The organism is Proteus hauseri ATCC 700826 (assembly GCF_001654965.1).
Classification (GTDB): Bacteria; Pseudomonadota; Gammaproteobacteria; order Enterobacterales; family Enterobacteriaceae; genus Proteus; species Proteus hauseri.
Map to the genome: position 1 here is coordinate 109,341 of NZ_LXEV01000022.1, position 22,409 is coordinate 131,749.

General features: G+C 36.1%; 19 protein-coding genes. 10 read left to right on the plus strand and 9 right to left on the minus strand.

What is annotated here, in order from left to right; all coding sequences use genetic code 11:
• Window positions 1-8: 8 nt before the first annotated feature.
• The 3 genes from hutX to M997_RS09660 all read left to right on the plus strand — a co-directional run bounded on the left by hutX (window position 9) and on the right by M997_RS09660 (window position 2,961).
• A complete protein-coding gene (gene hutX / locus M997_RS09650) occupies window positions 9-497 on the plus strand; it encodes a heme utilization cystosolic carrier protein HutX (protein WP_109406101.1) in 489 nt (162 codons plus the stop codon).
• Between the two features lie 6 nt (window positions 498-503).
• On the plus strand, window positions 504-1,133 hold the full coding sequence (locus tag M997_RS09655) for an NAD(P)H-binding protein (protein WP_064719913.1): 630 nt from the start codon (window positions 504-506) through the stop codon (window positions 1,131-1,133).
• Between the two features lie 229 nt (window positions 1,134-1,362).
• Entirely contained in the window at window positions 1,363-2,961 is a 1,599-nt protein-coding gene (locus tag M997_RS09660) for an ABC-F family ATPase (protein ID WP_064719914.1), read from the plus strand.
• A gap of 95 nt (window positions 2,962-3,056) precedes the next feature.
• Here the strand turns inward: M997_RS09660 and M997_RS09665 are convergent, their stop codons facing one another.
• Window positions 3,057-3,293 (minus strand): hypothetical protein, encoded by a 237-nt coding sequence (locus tag M997_RS09665; protein ID WP_156510819.1) that lies wholly within the window; start codon window positions 3,291-3,293, stop codon window positions 3,057-3,059.
• A 322-nt stretch (window positions 3,294-3,615) separates the two neighbouring features.
• Between M997_RS09665 and M997_RS09670 the strand changes: the two genes are divergently transcribed.
• The 3 genes from M997_RS09670 to M997_RS09680 are packed head-to-tail and all read left to right on the plus strand — an operon-like array spanning window position 3,616 to window position 8,093.
• The gene (locus M997_RS09670) at window positions 3,616-5,799 is read left to right on the plus strand and encodes a TonB-dependent siderophore receptor (RefSeq protein WP_082918409.1); all 2,184 of its coding nucleotides are present in this window, start codon (window positions 3,616-3,618) and stop codon (window positions 5,797-5,799) included.
• Window positions 5,800-5,808: 9 nt separating this feature from the next.
• Complete coding sequence (locus tag M997_RS09675) at window positions 5,809-6,975, plus strand: ABC transporter substrate-binding protein (RefSeq protein WP_157957770.1); 1,167 nt, start codon at window positions 5,809-5,811, stop codon at window positions 6,973-6,975.
• Window positions 6,976-6,977: 2 nt separating this feature from the next.
• A complete protein-coding gene (locus tag M997_RS09680; protein WP_064719917.1) occupies window positions 6,978-8,093 on the plus strand; it encodes a hypothetical protein in 1,116 nt (371 codons plus the stop codon).
• 80 nt (window positions 8,094-8,173) lie between these two features.
• Here M997_RS09680 and M997_RS09685 read toward each other — a convergent pair whose 3' ends face one another.
• Entirely contained in the window at window positions 8,174-9,379 is a 1,206-nt protein-coding gene (locus M997_RS09685) for an MFS transporter (RefSeq protein WP_064719918.1), read from the minus strand.
• Between the two features lie 139 nt (window positions 9,380-9,518).
• On the opposite strand from M997_RS09685, the gene M997_RS09690 reads away from it, so the two are divergent.
• Window positions 9,519-10,100 (plus strand): TetR/AcrR family transcriptional regulator, encoded by a 582-nt coding sequence (locus M997_RS09690; protein WP_064719919.1) that lies wholly within the window; start codon window positions 9,519-9,521, stop codon window positions 10,098-10,100.
• Window positions 10,101-10,177: 77 nt separating this feature from the next.
• Here M997_RS09690 and M997_RS17480 read toward each other — a convergent pair whose 3' ends face one another.
• Both M997_RS17480 and M997_RS09695 read right to left on the minus strand, forming a co-directional pair.
• Complete coding sequence (locus tag M997_RS17480; RefSeq protein WP_156510820.1) at window positions 10,178-10,318, minus strand: hypothetical protein; 141 nt, start codon at window positions 10,316-10,318, stop codon at window positions 10,178-10,180.
• A gap of 243 nt (window positions 10,319-10,561) precedes the next feature.
• Window positions 10,562-11,158 (minus strand): TetR/AcrR family transcriptional regulator, encoded by a 597-nt coding sequence (locus M997_RS09695; RefSeq protein WP_064719920.1) that lies wholly within the window; start codon window positions 11,156-11,158, stop codon window positions 10,562-10,564.
• A 151-nt stretch (window positions 11,159-11,309) separates the two neighbouring features.
• Here M997_RS09695 and M997_RS09700 point away from each other — a divergent pair, with 151 nt between their 5' ends.
• A complete protein-coding gene (locus M997_RS09700; protein WP_064719921.1) occupies window positions 11,310-12,812 on the plus strand; it encodes an MFS transporter in 1,503 nt (500 codons plus the stop codon).
• Between the two features lie 31 nt (window positions 12,813-12,843).
• On the opposite strand, the gene M997_RS09705 is transcribed toward M997_RS09700, so the two are convergent.
• Together M997_RS09705 and accA are read right to left on the minus strand one after the other, a co-directional pair.
• The gene (locus M997_RS09705) at window positions 12,844-13,731 is read right to left on the minus strand and encodes a LysR family transcriptional regulator (protein ID WP_064719934.1); all 888 of its coding nucleotides are present in this window, start codon (window positions 13,729-13,731) and stop codon (window positions 12,844-12,846) included.
• A 77-nt stretch (window positions 13,732-13,808) separates the two neighbouring features.
• A complete protein-coding gene (accA, locus tag M997_RS09710) occupies window positions 13,809-14,771 on the minus strand; it encodes an acetyl-CoA carboxylase carboxyl transferase subunit alpha (protein ID WP_064719922.1) in 963 nt (320 codons plus the stop codon).
• Between the two features lie 301 nt (window positions 14,772-15,072).
• Between accA and ydeE the strand changes: the two genes are divergently transcribed.
• Window positions 15,073-16,260 (plus strand): efflux MFS transporter YdeE, encoded by a 1,188-nt coding sequence (ydeE, locus tag M997_RS09715; protein ID WP_064719923.1) that lies wholly within the window; start codon window positions 15,073-15,075, stop codon window positions 16,258-16,260.
• A gap of 72 nt (window positions 16,261-16,332) precedes the next feature.
• On the opposite strand, the gene nifJ is transcribed toward ydeE, so the two are convergent.
• The 3 genes from nifJ to M997_RS09730 all read right to left on the minus strand — a co-directional run bounded on the left by nifJ (window position 16,333) and on the right by M997_RS09730 (window position 21,594).
• Window positions 16,333-19,881, minus strand: a complete 3,549-nt coding sequence (nifJ, locus tag M997_RS09720) for a pyruvate:ferredoxin (flavodoxin) oxidoreductase (protein WP_082918410.1) — start codon at window positions 19,879-19,881, stop codon at window positions 16,333-16,335.
• 185 nt (window positions 19,882-20,066) lie between these two features.
• The gene (locus M997_RS09725) at window positions 20,067-20,603 is read right to left on the minus strand and encodes a metallophosphoesterase (RefSeq protein WP_064719924.1); all 537 of its coding nucleotides are present in this window, start codon (window positions 20,601-20,603) and stop codon (window positions 20,067-20,069) included.
• A gap of 142 nt (window positions 20,604-20,745) precedes the next feature.
• Window positions 20,746-21,594, minus strand: coding sequence for an AraC family transcriptional regulator (locus tag M997_RS09730; RefSeq protein WP_064719925.1), 849 nt, complete (start codon window positions 21,592-21,594; stop codon window positions 20,746-20,748).
• A gap of 227 nt (window positions 21,595-21,821) precedes the next feature.
• Here M997_RS09730 and M997_RS09735 point away from each other — a divergent pair, with 227 nt between their 5' ends.
• Complete coding sequence (locus M997_RS09735) at window positions 21,822-22,376, plus strand: GNAT family N-acetyltransferase (protein ID WP_064719926.1); 555 nt, start codon at window positions 21,822-21,824, stop codon at window positions 22,374-22,376.
• Window positions 22,377-22,409 lie beyond the last annotated feature (33 nt).

Genomic DNA, 22,409 nt, shown 5'->3' on the forward strand with positions numbered 1-22,409 from the left:
TAATAACCATGAATACAGAATTACAACAATTTTTAATTACTGAACCTGATGGAACCCTAGAAACTATTGCCACACAGTTTAATACCAGCTTATTAGAGGTTGTGAGACATTTACCCTTACGCTCAGTGATGAGTGGCACACAATTCGATACAGTATGGGATAATGTTATGCGGTGGGGAAATGTGACAACATTAGTACATACACAAGACGTTATATTAGAGTTTAGTGGTGAATTACCAAGTGGTTTTCATCGTCATGGCTATTTTAATTTGCGTGGCAAAAAAGGCATGACTGGGCATATTAAAGCCGAAAATTGTCAATATATTGCAATGGTTGAACGTAAATTTATGGGGATGGATACCGCTTCGATTCTGTTTTTTAATCAAGCAGGTGCTGCTATGTTTAAGATTTTTTTAGGGCGTGATGAACATAGACAACTATTACCTGAGCAATTATCCGCTTTTCGTCAGTTAGCAAAACAATTAAGCGAGGAATAAAGTAACGTGAAAACATGGGTTATTTTTGGTGCTGGTGGTCAAGGTGTTGGCTCACATATTGCTGATATCGGAATTGAACAGCAACGCCCTATTGTCGCTTTAGTTCGTCATGCAGCTGCTGCAAAACGGTTAACTGAAAAAGGCATCAAAACCGTTATTGGTGATGCCACAGAAATTAATGCGGTTCAACAAGTACTAAAACTTGCAGGTAATGACGCGGATATTATTTCAACTATGGGTGGCGAAAATGATTACTTAGCTCATAGAACAGTGATTGATACCGCAGAGTTAATGGGATTTAGCCGAATGTTAATGGTGTCTTCATTAGGATGTGGCGATAGCTGGACTGCATTATCAGATCGCGCCAAAGCAGCATTTGGCCAAGCGGTAAGAGAAAAATCGCTTGCTGAAGTATGGTTGCAAACGAGCCGTTTCGATTATGCGATAGTGCGCCCTGGTGGATTACTCAATGGGGAAGAAACAGGAAAAGCACAGCTTTATCAATATGAAGAAATACATGGCTTGGTGAATCGTCGTGATGTTGCTCGACTAGTTGCCAAACTATTAGATGCTGAATTATTAGATGATCAAGTCTATTCCGTCATTGAACCAGGCTTAGTACCGGCTAAAAAATAATATTTTAGAATACTAATATCACACTAATAATATAAGAAAAGAGATAGCTTATTTGAGTTATCTCTTTTTCTTATTGTGATTTATTTTAGTTATTCATTTTATGATATATTTTTGTCCCGCAAATAATTTCTTAGTAAGTCATTTATCACTTTGCTGTCTTAATGGGGGCAACTTGTGGCATAATGCCGCCCCATTACCTTTTGTCATTCACTAATAATGAGTATTCGTCTTGTTAATCAGCAATAATATCACTATGCAGTTTGGCTCTAAGCCACTGTTTGAAAACATTTCTGTCAAATTTGGTGGCGGAAACCGCTATGGTTTAATCGGTGCTAACGGCAGCGGCAAATCAACTTTTATGAAAATTCTTGGTGGCGATTTAGTCCCAAGTAGCGGCAACGTATTTCTCGATCCTAATGAGCGCCTTGGTAAATTAAAACAAGACCAATTTGCTTATGAAGAATTCACGGTGCTTGATACTGTGATTATGGGACACACTGAACTGTGGGAAGTTAAACAAGAGCGCGAGCGCATTTATAACTTACCTGAAATGAGTGAAGAAGATGGTTTACGTGTCGCTGATCTTGAAGTTAAATTCGGCGAAATGGACGGATATACAGTTGAATCTCGTGCTGGTGAGTTACTGTTAAATGTTGGCATCCCGCTAGAACAACATAACGGCCCGATGAGTGAAGTCGCACCGGGTTGGAAATTACGTGTACTTTTGGCTCAAGCCCTGTTTGCTGATCCAGATATTCTGTTACTCGACGAACCAACGAACAACTTGGATATTGATACCATTCGTTGGCTTGAGCAAACATTGAATGAACGTAACAGTACCATGATCATTATTTCCCATGACCGTCACTTCCTGAATATGGTGTGTACGCATATGGCTGATCTTGATTACGGCGCATTAGCAGTTCATCCAGGTAATTATGATGAATATATGTTTGCAGCGACTCAAGCGCGTGAGCGTTTATTAGCTGATAACGCCAAGAAAAAAGCACAAATTAACGAGTTACAATCTTTTGTTAGCCGTTTTAGTGCTAATGCATCGAAATCGCGTCAGGCGACCTCTCGTGCCAAACAAATTGAAAAAATTCAATTAGCTGAAGTTAAAGCGTCTAGTCGTCAAAACCCATTTATTCGTTTTGATCAAGAGAAAAAATTATTCCGTAATGCGCTTGAAGTGGAAAACATCTCTAAAGGCTATGATGACAACGCCCCGCTGTTTAAAAACGTCAATATGATGCTGGAAGTGGGCGAAAAAGTTGCTATTTTAGGTAATAACGGTGTTGGTAAATCAACATTAATTAAAACCTTAGTTGGTGAATTGACGCCTGATACTGGTCGTTTAAAATGGTCTGAAAACTCAAATATTGGTTATTACGCTCAGGATCATGCTACTGATTTTGAAGTCGATATGACTGTATTTGATTGGATGAGTTTATGGATGAAGCCAGAAGACGACGAACAATCCGTTCGTAGTGTGTTAGGTCGTTTACTATTTTCTCAAGATGATCTTAAAAAATCAGTCCAAGTATTATCTGGTGGTGAAAAAGGTAGAATGTTATTTGGTAAATTAATGATGCAAAAACCAAATATCTTAATTATGGATGAACCTACTAACCACTTAGATATGGAATCAATTGAGTCATTAAATATGGCGCTAGAGCTATATCAAGGCACATTAGTTTTCGTTTCTCATGACCGTGAATTTGTCAGTTCACTTGCAAATCGTATTATTGAAATCACACCAGAAAAAGTAACTAATTTCCAAGGAACTTATGATGAGTTCTTAGCGAAAAAAGGTGTTGAGGCTTAATCGCCCTGCTTATTAAAAGTAGATAAGATTAATAAAAAAGGCTTAGTAAATTTACTAGGCCTTTTTTTAAATTTGATAAATGAGTTTTTACATTCTTATTTGGTTATAGATCTATCACTGGTTTGTTTTTTTGCGTTTTCATATAGTGAAAATGAACCTTCAGGCAGCTTATAGTCATCATTTTTTATATTGGCATCCTTAATTGAAATTTTACCATTAATTTCTTTTAATAATGCTTTATCTATAATATCAGTCTCTAACATTTTTTTCTTTTTCTTTTTCTTTTTTGAGTTTTTAAGCTTATTTACCAGAAAACTCTCAGGAGTTCCCACTTTATCTTTAATCATATTAATTAAATAATTTTTGTATGTTTTTCTGATGCTTTAATTTCAATTTCATCTTTATTTTCTTTATATATTTTTAAATCAAATAAATTAGTTATATTTTTAAATTCACCTTATTTACAATAAGTAATAAATAGATTGTTTAATATAAAATATTGCTTATTTTTCTGATAATAATATTAAAAACGCATACTCCATCATTCACCAAATGAAAATGATTATTATTTATGTTGACTGACAGTCGGTCGTTGCTGTATGTTACCGACCCTGAGTCAGTCATTATCAATTTTTCATTTTCGATGGAATTATCATGTTGCTATTACCTGAAAATAATCATTGTCAAAACAAGCAATTTAAAAGTGGACATAACTACTACTCTATTGTTATTCCTACATTATTTACATTAACTGCCCTATCTCCTGTTTATGCAGAAACCACGGAAAAAATTGTGGTAACTGCGGATAGCGGTAATGAAAATGAGTCATTACCTACCGGTTATATCGCTAAAAAGCAAACAACAGCGACTAAAAGCGATGCCACTTTATTAGAAACACCACAAATGGTTTCAGTAGTTAATCGCGCTCAACTTGATAATTTACCTTCTGAATCTATTAGTCAGGCGTTGCGTTATAGCTCTGGCATTGTGAGTGAGAAGTTTGGCGCTTTTGGTAGTGGTATTGATTATTCCAAAATGCGTGGTTTCGATGCTGATTATTATCTTGATGGGTTAAGAATGCTGGGAAATAGCGGCATTTGGGCTCCACAAGTTGATAGTTGGAGCCTACAAAGTTTAGAAGCAGTGCATGGCCCTTCTTCTGCTTTATATGGTCAAGGTGGTGCTGGCGGTGTAATAAATATGATATCACGTCGCCCTTCAGCCGAAACTCAGCACCAAATTCAGTTACAAGCTGGAAATAATAAAAATCATAGCGTCAAATTTGATACTACATCTGCAATCGATGACGATGAAACTTGGCTATATCGTGTTTCAGGTTTGGCCCTTGAACAGGGATCGCAAATACCCTCTTCTCGCCAAACTCGTTTTCTTATTTCACCAGCAATCACATGGAAACCTAATGATTCATTTAATTGGACGTTATTAGGTCAATACCAGAAAGAGCCGCGTCTGGGCTATTACAATACGCTGCCTGCTCAAGCGTTAGGATTGCGGCCTAACCCTAACGGTAAGGTTGATCCTAATCGAAATTATAATAATCAAAGTCATGATAATTCTCATCGAAAACAACAATCTGTAACATCGTTACTTGAATATCAAATTAATCCTCAGTGGCAATTTAAACAAAATACCCGTTTTATGAAGGTAGATACTGAAATTAGCCGTGACTATACCCGCGGATTTCTACCAGGTGATCGTTTCTTGACTGCGGTATATCAAGAAGCACCAAGTAAATCAGAAACATGGGTAACAGATAATCAGTTAATTGGTAAGGTCGCTATGTGGGATATTGACCATACTTTAATGGCTGGATTTGATTATCAACATGGTTATATGACTAAAGATTGGTGGGGTTCTCAAACGGTGAGTTTTGACCCTTGGGCAGATAACCATAAGCCGGATTTCACGCCTTATCCAGTTTCACTCACATCTACAAAACAACAATTTGATCGATATGGCTACTATTTACAAGACCACCTACGTTGGCAACAATGGAATTTATTACTCAGTGGCCGTTACGATAGCGCTGATTTAGACACACATAATCAAATTTCAGATACGATACAAACCAGCCATAACACAGCATGGAGCCATCGTGTTGGGCTAAGTTATCAATTTAATAATGGTTTTTCACCTTGGATAAGCACATCTGATAGTTTTGATCCGGTTCTAGGAACTGATGCTGATGGAAAAGCATTTATTCCTATGAAATCAAGACAATATGAAGCAGGTATTAAATATCAAGATCCACAAGCTGCTCACTTAGTGAGTGTTGCTGTTTATGAATTAACCCAAGAAAACGTAACCACTCATAACCCTAGAAATCCAGATTATTATCAACAATCAGGTGAAATTCGCTCGCGTGGTGTGGAGTTTGAAAGCAAATTAGCATTAACACCACAAGTTAATATGATGCTGAATTATGCTTATACGCACAATATTGTTACTTCAACCAGTGATCCAACGACATTAAATAAACATCCTGTTCAAGTACCTGCTCATACAGGATCTGCATGGATAGATTACCGTTTTCGCCAGCCTTATTTTAATGGCGCGTTGTTAGGTGCTGGTGTGCGTTATTTAGGCTCTACTTATGGTGACAATACCAATACGTTTAAAGTACCCGCAGTATGGTTAGGTGATGTCAGTTTCCGTTATCAATTAGCTGCAATTAATAGTGAATTACAAGGATTAGAATTAGGATTAACGGTAAGTAATTTAACCAATAAATCCTATGTTGCCAGTTGTACCAGCTCTACTTATTGCAGCGTTGGAACTGATCGAGTGGTGCTTGGTGTATTAAATTACTATTTTTAGGATATGAACATGAATATTTATCGACGTTCATTACTAAAAGGTGCCAGTGCATTCTCATTATTATTAGCCAGTCCATTTCCTGTTTATGCTAAACAAAAACAGAAAACCATTGTTGATATTTTAAAACGAGAAGTCACATTACCCAGTAATTTAGATAAAATATATATTGCAGATAGCGGATTGTTTTTACTTTATGCCGCCGTAGCTACCATTAATACAACAGGCGCTTTTGATGAGCGTCTTATTGCTATGCCCTCTGCATTTCGTACCGCTGATTTAAGTTTGTATCGCCAATATACTCAAGCATTTCCTAAATTACTGTCGCTACCTGAATTTAGCGCTATGTCGAGTGGACATTTTAATAGTGAAAAACTCATTTCGTTAAAGCCAGATGTCATTATTGTGGCAATAGGTACTTATCGAGCAATTAGCGTGAATGGTGTTTTAGATTTGCTCACAAAAGCCAATATTCCGGTGATAGTGTTTGATTTAAGTATCGATCCACTTAACAACACACCAATCAGTACAGAGATTATGGGAAATTTGCTAGGGAATACACAACGTAGCCAAGCAATGAACATATTTCGCCAGCAACAGTTAGCCCAAGTAGAACAGCGTTTACATCAAACGCCTTTTGTTAGACCTAATATTTTATTTGAACGTGCTGCGGGTTTCACCCCCGAATGTTGTCTCTCTTATGGCAATGGCAGCATGGGACAAATGTTACAAGTTGCCGGTGGTAAAAATCTAGGATCTGAATATATAACAAGTACCTACGGTTTATTAAACCAAGAAACGGTTATTTATTCGAAACCTGACAAAATATTTTTAACCGGTGCTGATTGGAGTGGCTACAACCCTACAGGTGATTGGGTTAATTTAGGTCCTGGAGCTAATTTGCAACAAGCTAAACTACAGCTTGAAACTTTAATGCAGCGCCTTGCTTATAAAACGCTTGGTGCGGTTAAAAACCAACAAGTTTACGCCATTTGGCACTCTTTTTATGACAGTCCATTCGGTTTTATTGCTGTATTACAAATGGCGAAATGGTTACACCCTCAGCGATTTTCCTACCTCGATGCTAATGCTATTTTTCATGACTACTATGATCGGTTTCTCCCCGTTAAATGGCAAGAAGGCTATTGGGTGACATTATTGACTCAAGAAAAGGAATAATTATGTTTGATATCTATTCACCCGACCCTCTGCGTATTAAAGTTGAAACACAATCATCGGGTAAACGTACTATTTTATATTCCGTTAAAGGACAGCCAAATTATATGTATGTGGTACCTCGATTTTATTTAAATGAGGTATCAGATAATCTAGGTGATACAATTCATCCTGCTTTTATTGTTAATGAAGAAATAAAAGATGCTTTCTTTTATGCGTGTTATCCAGCATCAATTCATCAAGATGAATTATTAAGCTTACCAGACCAAAAGCCAGCAACTTTATTAGATTTACCTACTTTTCAACGACGTTCACAACAAACAGGAAAAGGTTTTCATTTAAGCACTCACGCAGAATGGGCTGCACTTATGCTTTGGTGTCGTCATCATAAAATGAAAGAAGATGGCAACACGGATTATGGCCGTAGTTTTTTACATCCACATCAAGAAGCTATTCGAGTCGATAATAAACCTGCCGGTGATACAGATTTTACAACGGGTGATCCAACAACTTTAACCGCACCCAAATGGGTAAATTGGTATCATGATAATAGTGAATTTGGTATTAGCGATTTATGTGGCAACCTGTGGGAATGGCAAAGTGGAATGCAATTAGATGCTGGTGAAATTCAAATCATTAAAAATAACAATGCGGTATTTTGTGGTAATTCGGCAATTAACGAACAGTGGCATTCTGTGGATTTATTAACCGGAAATACATTACCGATAAAAAATGAAAATAGTGCGAAATATGATTCTCCTTCTGCATCTTGTGATGGCAATGCAGGGCTACCTATTTTATCAACGTCAATAAAACACTATAACGGTGATCCGAAAGATAATAGCTATCCGGCGGGATTAATGGATGGTGAATTCAATGCTATGTTATTACAAGATAATTGCTCTGTTGCTAATATTTTTAAAATACTCGGATTATATCCAGCAATTAACCAACAAGATAATGATCAAGTTTATCTTCGTAATTATGGGAAAAGAGCATTAATGCGAGGTGGTGCTTGGTATTCACAACAATGTGCTGGAATGCGTACACTTTGCCTTAGCCATGCAGCAAATCATCGTAGTACATCTGTGGGGGGGCGTATCGCTTGGATTGAGCTTTAGGTTATTAATAAAGGATTAAGCCCCATTATATAAATTAATTATTCGTATTAATGGGGTTAATTTGTAAATATATCAGTGCATCAAATAGATATGTTTTTAACTGAATTGCCCCTTCTATAACCTATAAATGCGGTCAACATTACTAGCATACTGGCACTGATAGCAACCCATGAACCAGAGTTAGTTCCAAAATAATCAACAACTTGTCCAGTTAATGCTGCTCCTATAGCAACACCAATATTTAACCCCGCTAATAACCATGTCATCCCTTCTGTTAACTGTTTTTCAGGTACCGCTTTTTCAATAAGTGACATTGTCACAATCATCATAGGAGCAAAGAATATTCCAGAAATAAATACCACTCCACTTAAGCTATATACAGAAGCAATAATGGCTAAAGGTAATGTAGTAATAAAAGTGGCGATACCACCGACGAATAATAAACGATGTAAAGAGCTTGATAATTTTACTGCACCAAAAACAAGCCCTGAAATACAAGAGCTTACAGCATAAGCAGAGAGTACTATACTTGCTGTTGCGGGGTTCCCTTGTAAATCAGCAAAAGCAACACTAAATATATCGATAGTGCCGACAATAATGCCCATAAATACCATAATTAATGCTAGGATTTTTACTAAAGGATAATGGATAACTGATTTGTTTTTCTCTGATGATATGATATCCATGTTCTTTTCAAGAGTGGGCTCGCTCTTTCTTTGTATCGACAACAAAAACACACCAATAGAAAGCAGAATTGTTGCAATCAATATTCCTGCTTGAGGAAAAAATGCCACACTTAGGGCAACCGCAATAGGTGGTCCTATAATAAAGGTAACTTCATCTAATACTGTTTCTAATGAATAAGCGGTTTGTAATTGAATATTCTTTTTATAAATTGCTGTCCATCTCGCTCTTATCATCGCTGAAATACAGGGCATAAAACCCATTAATACTGCGGCAACAAAAAATAGGCTTATATGCCACTGTAACCAAGAGATAAATAGCATTAGCCCCGTACCTAACACACTGATTAATGTGAAAATAGGTAAAACATTACCCTGCCCATAACTATCCACTAATCGAGAAATTTGTGGTGATAATATGGCGTAAGTGAAAACAAAACAGGCAGAAATCGCCCCTGCTAAAGCATAACTTTCTTGAGTTTGTGAAATCATCATAATGATACCAATACCCATCATTGGTAATGGCAAACGTGCAACTAATCCCGCTAGGGTAAATAAAACTGTTCCCTGATGACTAAACAGCTTTTTATAAGTCTTTATCATACACTTCCTCGTTTTTATCCTTGCCATTTAGACAACAGATTAAGATAATACATACACTACGTATGTATAAATCATATATACATACGAAATGAATGTAAACATACAAGCAGTTCGTATGTAAGATATTATTGGAGGAAAAATGGCAAGACGTACTCGCGCTGAAATGGAAGAAACGAGATTGTTATTGTTAGAGACAGCAAGAAAAGTTTTTTGTTATCAAGGTTATACTGATGCATCTATGGATGATTTAACTGCTCAAGCGGGTTTAACCCGTGGAGCGTTATATCATCACTTTGGTGATAAAAAAGGTTTATTATCTGCTGTTGTTGCACAAATTGATGCTGAGATGGACGCGCGTTTACAAGCAATATCAGATAATACGGCTGATCTTTGGCTTGCGTTTTCACAGCGTTGTCATACTTATTTAGCAATGGCACTTGAACCCGAAATTCAGCGTATTATTATGCGAGATGCTCGGGCAATTTTAAGTGATAAAGTATCAGAGCCATCTCAAAGTTGTATTATCTCGATGAGTGCAATGATCAAACAACTTATAGATAATAAAACTCTTAAAGATGTTGATCCTGAAACCTTAGCGTTATTTATTTATGGTAGTTTAGAAGCAGCGGCACTGTGGATAGCAAATAGTCATGACGGTGATGAGCAATTAAGAAAAGCACAATTAACACTCGATATACTGCTAAATAGTTTACGTGCTTAACTTTAATATTAAATAAACCTCAATGCTAAATAACAAGGTGTTTTACAGCTCCTTGTTATTATTTGTTTTATATTTCCCTAATACTGAGTAATGCGCCATATCGCGTCCCCCTGCCATTGCTCCTCAATAAAATCAAGGAAGTATCGTACTTTAGGCGATAAATGACGCGTTGAAGGATAAACTGCACAAATTGATGGTAAATTAACGGTGTGATCCATTTCTGCTTATATTGCTATTTTTAATCTAGCAATAGCAATAGCAGTAGGTGCCTATTTAGGTGGTTATTTTGTTGATGGTTATAGCCTATTTATTACACTTATTATCGCAATATTATGTGTTCTGTTTGCATTGATAGGCGTTGGTTTTTCTTGTTTTAGACAGCAACAAAGGCGCTAATTATATCAGGGTAATTTTAAATAAAAATTTATTGTAATTACCCTGATAATTTAGGCTTATGCTAATTAATTTAATAACTGAGTAAATTGCTGATAAAGCATTTCACCTAATGTGTCGGGTGTATATTCAGTGCTTGTTTCTAAATTATCAACCGCCGCATGCATGCCATGATAAATTAGTGTGCTAGTTAATTCGAGTTGCAGTACTTGCCATATTTTATTTTTTGTTCCATCAACTAAAATAGCCTGCAATTGTTGCATCGCCCTATTTTCATGAATATTTCCGCTTTGATGAAACGCTTGGTGAAATAACATATCGTGTAGTTCACGCTTTTCTACATAAGCAATAACGCTATTTTCACACCACTGTTTTAATTTAGCTTGATAATCATGAGGTTCACATTTTGCTATTGCATCAGCGACTTTATCAAGATACCAATCCATATAACGGGTTCTTAACGCCTCTAGAACATCGGTTTTAGCGGCAAAATAGTGATAATAAGTCCCTTTAGCAACACCTGCTTTTTTTACGATATCGCTAACCGTTGTTGCATCAAATCCTTTTTCAAGAAAAAGAGCTTCTGCTGCATTCATTAATTCTTCTAAGCGAATTTCCGCCGGCTTAGTTCTTGGTTTATCTGTTAGTTGCTCTTCTAATGACATTGCTTATCCCCTTCAAGTCGCCTGCAAAGGTTACTCTATATTGAGTTTAGTCTCAATGATGATAAATAAAACTCATTATCAATAACAATTGACCGACGGTCGGTCGAGTATTATGATGGCGATATTACTTAGCAACCTAGGCAGTAAATTTATGAATTATTTAAAGCGATTATCGCTAATTAGCGCTATTTGTTTAGGGACTTTTATGGCAACGCTGGATATCAGTATTGTTAATGTTGCATTACCTACAATTCAAAATGATATTCATGCCGATATGTCAACCTTACAATGGATTGTAGATGCTTATGCTCTTTGTTTATCTGCTTGTATTCTCTCTTCTGGTCCATTAAGCGACCGATTTGGTCGAAAGAGAATATGGCTATGGGGCGTGATTATTTTTACATTAGGTTCGCTTATTTGCGCTATTGCACAACAGCATACTGTATTAATTTTAGGACGTATTATTCAAGGCATGGCTGCCGCTGCGCTTATTCCGGGTGCCCTCTCATTAATTACTCATGCTTTTCCTATTGATATTGAGCGTATTCGTATTATTGGTATTTGGTCGTCAGTTAGTGCGTTATCACTAATTATTGGCCCCATTTTAGGTGGTGTTTTAGTTCATACTAGTGGTTGGCCGAGCATATTTCTTATTAATATTCCCATTGGTATTATTACTGTATTGCTTGGGTGGTATGGATTAAAAGAAAGTGCAGATCCTGATAATGTTGCTCTTGACCCATTTGGACAAATAACCAGTATGTTAGGATTAGGTTTACTAACTTACGGCCTAATTGAAGCGGGTTCTGTGGGCTGGGTACATATAAAAACGTTATCAACATTATTTTCTGGTGTTATTTTTCTTGCTCTTTTTGTAGTAATAGAAAAACGTGTTGCTAGGCCACTATTGCCATTAAGTTTATTTAAAGATCGCGCTTTCTTTCAATATAATTTTTCTTCTTTTACATTGGGGTTTGCCACTTATAGTAATGTGTTTTTTATTGCTTTCTTTTTGCAAAAAGCACAAGGATGGAGCGCATTAGAAACTGGCTGGAGAATGGCGCCTGAGTTTATTGCAATGGCACTGTTCTCTATGTCTTTTGGCCGTTTTTCTGCTTATTTTTCTGTTAGAAAACTCATGGTTTGTGGTTTCTTATTTATTGCTGTTTCATCCTGTTTATTAGCTACATTGCATACAGATAGTCACTATGGAATAACAGGAAGTTATTTATTTATTCTTGGCGCTGGAATGGGACTATCTACCCCTGCTATTGGTGCTTTAGTTATGAAGAGTGTTGAACTTTCTCGCTCGGGAATGGCATCAGCAACAATGAATGCATTAAGACAAACCGGTATGACGATGGGAATTGCGCTATTAGGTACATTAATGGTGCAACAAACTATCCATTATATGGTTACTCAAAGTCAGTTATTAGGAATATCAGTAAGTTATATTGAAATTGTTGGTTTGGTCACTGAAAATATTGGTGATGGTTTAGATGCTTCTTTATTAACACTATTACCTGAAGCCTTTAATTCTGGTTTTGCTTATGCAATTGCAACTGCGGGTATTTCTTGTTTTCTTACCTTATTAGTGGTGCTTTACCCATCAAAGGTAAGTAATAAAACAGTTCATCAGCAAATTACTGAATAATTAAATCTAGAGGTTATAGTAACGGTATGTATTATAAATGGTCAGATAAATAATCGAGAAAATGTTCAATATTACGTGAAAGTGAACTACGACTAGCATAAATGGCCAATAGATCTATCGAGGCGGGTTGTTGAGGAAAATCAATTGCCCGCAATTTTCCTGCTTTAATTGCATCAATACAACAATGTTCAGCTAAGATTGCAAAACCTAATCCTTGTAATACACCCGATTTAGCTAAAATAGCGCTATTGACGCGATAACGACTGTTAATATTTATTTTTATGGGCTGTTTATTTTTATCAATAAATATCCAAGGTTGTCCTTCAAGTGCACTTAAACTTGAAATACAAGGTAATTGACTCAGTTGCTCTATTTCTGTTGGTATTCCTGTTTTAGTTAATAATTTATCTGACGCCACAACAACACTACGCCATGTTTTTATTACACGAGAATGATAGCTGCTATCAGATAAATTACCGCGATGAAAAGTTAATAGTAAGTCGATATCATCGTTAATAACATTACGAGGCATCAGCTGAGTATCACATTGAATAATAAGCTTAGGATGAAGTGCAGCAAAATTCGCTAAAATATCAGCAAGTAGTTCACTACCATATTCGCTAGGAATAGTTAGACGAAAAGTTCCTGTTAATGGGCCATGACTAGTAATTTGGCAGACCGTATTATCAAGTTCGGTGAGTGTTTTTTTTCCTTGTTGATAGAGCGTTTTTCCCTGCTCTGTTAACCGCATTTGTCGAGTCGTTCTATCGATTAATTTGCAACTAAGTTGCTGCTCAAGTTGTTTTATTGCACGACTAATATTAGAGGTAGGAATTGATAGTTGGCGTGCTGCGCCCACAAATTGCCCTTGTTCTGCAACAGCTAAGAATATACGTAATAAATTAAGGTCAATCTGCATAACGTTATCACTGCCTATCATATTTTTGTTGTTTGATATAGGCAGTGTAACATCCATTTTTATTTAACCGTAAAGAATTAACAGTAACCGTAGGACATTAATTTTTGATAACGATCCTCTAACAGTTCATCAATTGATAATAATTTTAACTGAGCCAAATCAATAAGAAGTTGTTGCTTGAGAAACTCTGCGGCTTGTTGATATTCACGATGTGCGCCCCCTAAAGGTTCAGGAATTATAGCGTCAATAATTCCTAATGATTGTAATTTAGGTGCTGTCATTCCCATCGCCTCTGCCGCTAATGGAGCTTTATCAGAATTTTTCCATAAAATAGAGGCGCAACCTTCTGGTGATATTGCAGCGTAAGTGCTGTATTGCAACATATTAACACGATCACCAACACCAATAGCTAATGCGCCACCAGAACAGCCTTCTCCGGTAATAGTACAAATAACAGGCGTTTTTAAGCGTGACATTTCTAAGATATTTCGTGCAATAGCTTCTGCTTGTCCTCGTTCTTCAGCACCAACACCAGGATAAGCACCGGCTGAATCAATAAAAATAATAACTGGTAAATGAAAACGTTCCGCCATCTTCATTAGGCGCAGTGATTTACGATACCCTTCGGGTGATGGCATACCAAAATTGCGGCGAACTTTTTCTTTGGTATCGCGGCCTTTTTGTTGACCAATAATCATAACGGGCATGTTATCCAAACGCGCTAATCCAGCAACAATAGCTTTGTCATCGGCATAAGCTCTGTCACCCGCTAGTTCCTGAAAATCAGTAAAAATAGCGTTGATATAATCTAATGTATAAGGTCGCATCGGATGGCGAGCTAATTGCACAATTTCCCAAGCGCCTAAATCAGCGAAAATAGAACGTGTTAATGAGAGGCTTTTTTGTCGTAAACGAGAAATCTCTTCATCTAAATTAATCCCTGTAGGTTCGTCTTGAGACTGTTTAAATGTAAGTAACGCATCAATCTTTTCGTCTAGCTCTACAATTGGCTTTTCAAATCCAAGATGAATATAAGACATAACAAACCTCATGCTTTATGTAGCAATAATCAATAATCGTCTCAGTCTAAAAAAAATGGTTAATAGAGGATAGTTTTAAATCTGATAAACACTGTTATCAAAAATGGGATAATAAATATTTGGTAAGAAAAACTGCAAAAAATACGAGGTTAAAAAGAGCTTTTTCATATTTTTTAAACTATACAGTCATCAATAACTCATGTATTAATACACAGTTAGATATGACTATTTTTCAGTCGTTTAAAAAACACAAAAATATTAAATATAGTTAAACAATTCAAATAATTAAAATAAAGATAATATGCTCTCGAAAAAAACACTCTCCACAACTGCATTGCTGTTTTCATCACTTCTTCTCACTATAGGAAGAGGTGCAACATTGCCGTTTATGGCAATTTACTTATCGCGGCAATACCAAATGGCAGTTGATGATATTGGTATTGCTATGTCAATAGCATTGACAACAGGGATCTTTTTTAGTCTTGGTTTCGGTATGTTAGCGGATAAGTTTGAAAAAAAACTTTATATGCTAATTGCTATCGCTATTTTTATTATCGGATTTGCGGCTATTCCGATGGTTAATAGCACCGTTTTGGTAGTTATATTCTTTTCTGTAATTAACTGCTCTTATTTGGTTTTTTCAACCGTGTTAAAAGCTTATTTTGCTGAAACACTTTCGATCTCGGCTAAACCAAAAATATTTTCATTAAATTATACCTTTATTAATATGGGATGGACGGTAGGACCACCTATCGGTACCTTGTTATTAATGTATGGTACTCAACTTCCTTTTTGGTTAGCGGCAATTTCAGCCACTGTTCCTCTTTTTGTGATTCAACTTTTTGTTCAGCGCTCTAAAGCCATCAATAGTGGGGAAGAAAATAGTGTTAAGTGGGATCCAAAAATAATGTTAAAAGATAGAGCATTAAGTTGGTTTGTGCTCTCTACTTTTTTTGGCACATTAACTTTTGGATCTTTTGCATCTTGTATTTCACAATATATCTTAGTGGTTTACGATGCCAAATTAGCAGAAACCGTTATTGCTGTCGTGTTACCCGTTAATGCGGCCATTGTGGTTTCTCTACAATATATTGTTGGTAAACACGTTACCGCAGATAGGCTACGTAAATTAATGACATTAGGTACCCTCTTTTTTATGTTAGGACTGGGTGGCTTTATGTTGGCGGGTGATAATTTGTTTTTTTGGGCGCTCGCTATTGCAGTGTTCACTTTTGGCGAATTAATTTATGCACCTGGCGAATATATGATGATTGATAACATTGCGCCTTTAGGAATGAAAGCAAGTTATTTTTCTGCTCAATCATTAGGTTGGTTAGGTGCTGCACTTAATCCATTAGCGAGTGGATATATTTTAACCTCACTACCGCCGACATCTTTATTTGCTATTTTAATGGGGGTTGCTGCATTAGCTTGGTTTTGTATGATACAAGGAATGAATGCAAGCAAAAGAACGGCAATTGTTTTGTAAGGCAAAATAGAGGTAACATAAAAGACACCCTTATTGGGTGTCTTTTGTTATTAGGATAAATAGGATTTGTACTTATTCTACCTGTGCTGTTTTTTCAGCCAGTAAATTTAATAAAGCATATTTCTTTTCAATATTTTTTTGAGTTTGAGAAATAAGTGTCGTTGCTTTATCAGGATAGATTTTAAATAAACGGCTAAAACGTTGCTCTTGATTTAGTACCGCAGAAATAGTTTGATTGGGTGTCCGAGAATCTAATATTAGCGGTGTTTTCCCTTCTTGTTCTCGACGTGGGTCAAAGCGATATAATGGCCAGAAACCAGAAGCAGTAAGCTGTTTCATTTGCTCATAACTAAATGCCAAATCATAACCATGTTCTTCGCAAGGGCTATAAGCAATAATCAATGAAGGCCCAGGATATGCCTCCGCTTCTTGAATCGCTTTAATGGTTTGATTCATTTGAGCACCAATGGCTATTTGTGCAACATAAATATTGCCGTACATCATCATAGTAATACCTAAATCTTTGCGAGCTTTACTCTTTCCATCTTCACCAAATTTAGTTATCGCCCCCATTGGAGTGGCTTTCGATTGTTGTCCTCCTGTATTTGAGTAGCATTGTGTATCTAATACCAGTACATTGATATTTTCGCCGCTGCTAAGTACATGATCTAAACCGCCGAAACCAATATCGTAAGCCCAACCATCTCCGCCGACCATCCACACTGATTTTTTCATTAAGTAATGAGCATCTGTTAGTAATTCTCTAGCTTGAGGATCGCTGCTTTTACCTAATAATAGTGATAACTCATTTACAGCATGGCGTTTATCTTGATTACTACTGGTGGTATTCGTCAGTGTTTGATAAAGCGCTTCAGGTATTTCTGTTGCAAATCTATTTAGTAGCCGCTCGACGCGTTTTTGATGTTGAGTCAGAGTCAATCTAAAACCAAGCCCAAATTCGGCATTATCTTCAAATAGTGAATTAGCCCAAGCGGGCCCTCTACCTTCACTATTTGTGGTATATGGCGTAGTAGGTAAATTACCGCCATAAATAGATGAGCACCCTGTTGCATTGGCAATTAATAATTGATCACCATAGAGTTGAGTTAATAGTTTGATATAAGCGGTTTCTCCGCAGCCAGAGCATGCACCAGAATATTCAAATAGTGGTGTGATAAGTTGTGAGGTTCTTATATCAATTTTTTCTAATTCAGAAGGATGCAAATCAGGTAACTGTTCAAAGAAAGCAAAGTTTTGTTTTTCAGCCTCTAATACATTCAGCTTTTCAATCATATTGATAGCTCTAATTGACGGATCTTGCCTGTCTTTAGCAGGGCAAACTTCATAGCATAAGTTGCAACCTGTGCAATCTTCAGGAGCAACCTGTAAAACATATTCTAATCCTCGCATTTCACGCGATTTTACCGGTAGCTTTTCTAATGTTACTGGCCGCATTTCCAGTTGTTCTGGTTTGGCCACTTTCGCACGAATAGCTGCATGGGGACATGCGGCAACGCAATAATTACACTGTGTGCAGAGTGAGGGTTTCCACACCGGAATAAATTCAGCAACATTGCGTTTTTCCCATTGTGTTGTTCCTGTTGGCCATGTGCCATCAGGCGGAAATGCAGAAACAGGTAAATTATCACCTAATCCAGCCATCATCATTGCAGTAACGCTTTTAACAAAATTAGGTGCATTATCGGCGACAATAGGTGATTTATGTGGACTTTCTGATAACACGATTTCTAAAGGTACTGATTGTAATGCTGATAATGTTTTTGCTACCGCGGCTAAGTTTGCATTAACGAGTGCTTCACCTTTATTTTGATAACTTTGAGTAATTGTCTTAGTTAAATATTGGTTAATATCGTCTTTAGGGAAAAGTGCAGTTAAATGGAAAAATGCAGTTTGCATCACGGTATTAATACGTGCACCTAATTGGCATTCTCGCGCAATTTTGTAAGCATTTATCGTATATAAACGAGCTTGCTTTTCTATTAGTAGTGCTTGCACTTCTTGCGGTAACTTAGCCCAAATCAACTCTGCTGAATAAGGGGTGTTTAGCAGTAATATCCCCCCTACTTTTAATTTTTCTACTACTTGATATTTATCGATAAATTGCCATTGATGGCATCCTATAAAATCAGCCTCTTTAATTAAATATGTTGAATGAATCGGCTGTTGGCTAACTCTTAAATGAGAAACAGTTAATCCGCCTGCTTTTTTCGAGTCATAAACAAAATATCCTTGAGCATAAAGAGATGTATTATTACCAATAATATTAATATTATTCTTAGTAGCAGAAACAGAACCATCGCTACCTAAACCATAAAATAGAGCACTAAGTTGATGACGATTAGGCAAATTAGCCTCTACAGGCATAAGGGATAAACCTGTTACATCATCATAAATTCCTATGGTAAAACGACGTTTAGGTTTTATTTGTTGTAGTTCTTTAAATACTGCCATAACGCAATTAGGATCAAATTCTTTTGATGATAATCCATAACGACCAGAAATAGTTAGCGGTAAAGTTTCTCGTTCACCTTGCTGATAAGCCTCTGTTAATGCGGTTATTACATCAAGATAAAGAGGCTCTGCCTGAGCTCCTGGTTCTTTGGTTCTATCTAGCACGGCAATAGATTCAACAGTAGTAGGAATAGCATCAATAAAATGCTGAGCTGAAAAAGGACGATAAAGATGAACACAAAGCAGACCAAGCTTTTCACCTTGTGTATTGAGCATATCAATCACTTCTTTACAAGGCCCAGCGGCCGACCCCATTAATACAATAATGCGAGTAGCTTTAGGATCACCATAATATTCAAAGGGATGATAAGAACGCCCTGTCACTTTAGCAAATAAAGCCATTGCTTCTTCAACGTGATGGTAACCTTGATCGTACCAAGGGTTTGCAGCTTCTCTGGCTTGGAAATAAGTATCTGGATTTGCAGAGGTTCCTCTGATCACAGGTGCTTCTGGTGATAATGCTCGTTTGCGATGGGCGCTTATTGCTTGATATGGAATTAGTTGTTTTAATTCATTGTCAGTGACAGAAATGATTTTATTCATTTCATGAGAAGTGCGAAATCCATCAAAAAAGTGAACAAAAGGAATTCGGCTATTTAAGGTGGCTATTTGTGCAATAACTGCAAAGTCTTGCGCTTCTTGCACGCTATTAGCACAAAGTAATGCACAACCTGTTTGCCTGATTGCCATAACATCAGAATGATCACCAAAAATAGATAGCGCATGTGTCGCAACAGTACGAGCAGCAACATGCAGTACAAATGGTGTGAGTTCTCCTGCTATTTTGTAAAGTGATGGGATCATCAATAATAATCCCTGAGAAGAGGTAAATGTGGTAGCTAATGCACCCGTTTGTAATGCGCCATGAACTGTCGCTATCGCCCCACCTTCAGATTGCATCTCCATTAAGCGCGGAATATCACCCCAAATATTTGGTTGATTATTAACCGCCCAGCGATCTGCATATTCCGCCATTGTTGAACTTGGGGTGATTGGATAAATAGCAATAACTTCATTTAAACGATAAGCAATAGAAGCCACTGCTTGATTCGCATCTGTTGTGATATTGGGGTGTAATTTATTACTCACAATAATTACCTTTGTCGTTGATCTTTTTCTTATGGCTCTGAAATTAGCAGAAATCAACAACAAGGATTTATCATATTTGTGGTACACCTATTACTTATTCACTATTTGATGACTTCGGTCAACGTCATCGACTAGATAATTTAATGTTACTTAACAAAGTATTAAATATTCATTTGAATATATTTTTATTTAGATACACGCTTTAGCACGGTATTAATACTTATCGGGAAAAAATCATTCACATCAACGCCAACATTGATTGCATTTTGTCCTAATATTTCTAAACGTTTACGCTGAGATGGATCTTTGCCTGAATTATGAACATGACCATATAAATGAATTGCATCACGAAAGAAACCTGACCATTCTAAAATTGGATAATGAAACATGACTATTTTACGTTTTTGATAATCAAGTTCATAGTAATCTTTAACCCACTCAAATGCTGAGGCATCAAAATCAGGGTCTTCAAGAAATTTATCGTGGTTTCCTCGAATAAGATATTTTTTACCATTTAACCTATGCAAAATACGGTTAGCATCTTTACCTGTTCCACGATAAAGAAAGTCGCCAAGAATATAAATCTCATCGTGATCCGTTACATAAGCATTCCAATTATGGATTAATGAGTCGTTCATATGACTGATGCTATTAAAAGGACGATGACAAAGGTTGAGGATATTAGAGTGGCAAAAATGGGTGTCGGAAGTAAAATAAATCATAGTAATTTCTTAATAAAAGTTAAATATTAACCTCAAAAAATATATTTTCCTCGGTCTGTATGGTGGTATTTTCTCAAAATTTCTCCTCCTATTAGTTAAATTTAAAGTGATAAAAAGAAAACAATAAAGACAATCTAGTACATTATTGTCTTTGATATTGCCGACGATAACCTGATAAAGAGTTACCTGTTTCTCGTTTAAAATATCGGCATAAATAAGAGGGATCATCAAAACTAAGTTTTAATGCTGATAACGCAGTATGAGTTAACAGAGCCTTTATTTCAAGAATAACTTGACGATTAATCAATATCTTAGGAGTATCATTAAAAAACTGTTTTGTTATCTGCGAAAGATAAAACGGAGTAATACTAAGATAATCTGCATAAAAAGCCACATCGCGATGCTGGTGGCAATATGTTCCAATCAATTCCCAAAATTGCCAACAAAGACGTTCTTTGCGGGAATACTCTTTTTTAGCAATAGAAAAATGAGTCGGAATAGATTCAGTTATCGCAAAAAAGAGGTTTTGTAAGTGATTTCGTAACATTAATTTCTGGTATTCAGGATAATTCTTTTGTATATAGTTTGTTTGTGCTATCCAACATTTCAACGCTTCAACTTGTTCTGCTTTAGGGGTACAGATAGGATTTTCGTGGAGAAATGCAAACAAAGTACTAGAAAGTGAATAAGCAATTTCTGAGGCAAAAGACTTATCAATAAAACAGTAAAAAAGACGAAATTTAGCTGTTCGTTTTAACAGAATACTTATTGTGTCATCGCCTAATATCAAAATATCATTAGGTTTAATCGCGTAGTGTTGAAAACCTATATTAATGATACCTTGCCCTTCTAAACACACCATTAACACAATATAAGATAATGGTAGTGGATAGCCTATTTCATTAAGCATATTACTTTCACCCACCATAAGATGTGGTGATGTATTTGATGATGATGCTGCATTTAGTTGTAATAACGTTTGGCTTAACATAAATGTACTTATTTAAAATAAAATGATTATCAGTATTAGGTTTATTCATAAATAATGAGTTGGTATTTTTGACTAATAAAATCAATATCTCATTTAGTTGTCAAAAGTACCAAAATAGCCTGCTTTTTACCATTCAAATTTTTATTACTACTATTTAGAATAGCCCTTATCTTAATCAGCAAAATAAACAATAAACTGTTTATTTTATAATTTGGTAAGTTATTAAAATGAAAGTATTAAAAACAAAAAGATTAGTATTACGTCCGTGGCAAGAGTCAGATGCAGAAAGCTTATATGAATATGCAAAAGATGAACGTATAGGCCCTATTGCTGGATGGCCAGCCCATAAAAATGTTGAAGAAAGTACCGAAATAATTCGCACTATTTTTATGCGCGATGAAGTTTATGCGGTGACACTAAAAGATAATGATCTTGCAATAGGTTTAATTGGTTTATCGTTTGCAAAAGATAGTAATTTTTCTATTGGTGATAACGATGCTGAAGTTTCTTATTGGATTGGCGTACCTTATTGGGGAAAAGGTTTAATACCTGAAGCGGTGAAAGAAATAAATCGCTATGCCTTTGAAAATTTAGAATTAGATAACTTATGGTGTGGTTATTTTGCAGATAATGAAAAATCTAAAAAAGTCCAAGAAAAATGCGGGTTTAAACATCATCATATAATTGAAAAGCAATATGTTGAATTTTTAAATGAAGTTAAAACAGAGAATATCAGTTGTCTTACTCGAGATGAATGGATAGAAATACAAAAATACTTATAACAACAGTAAAGAAAAAACACCAGAAAACTTAGT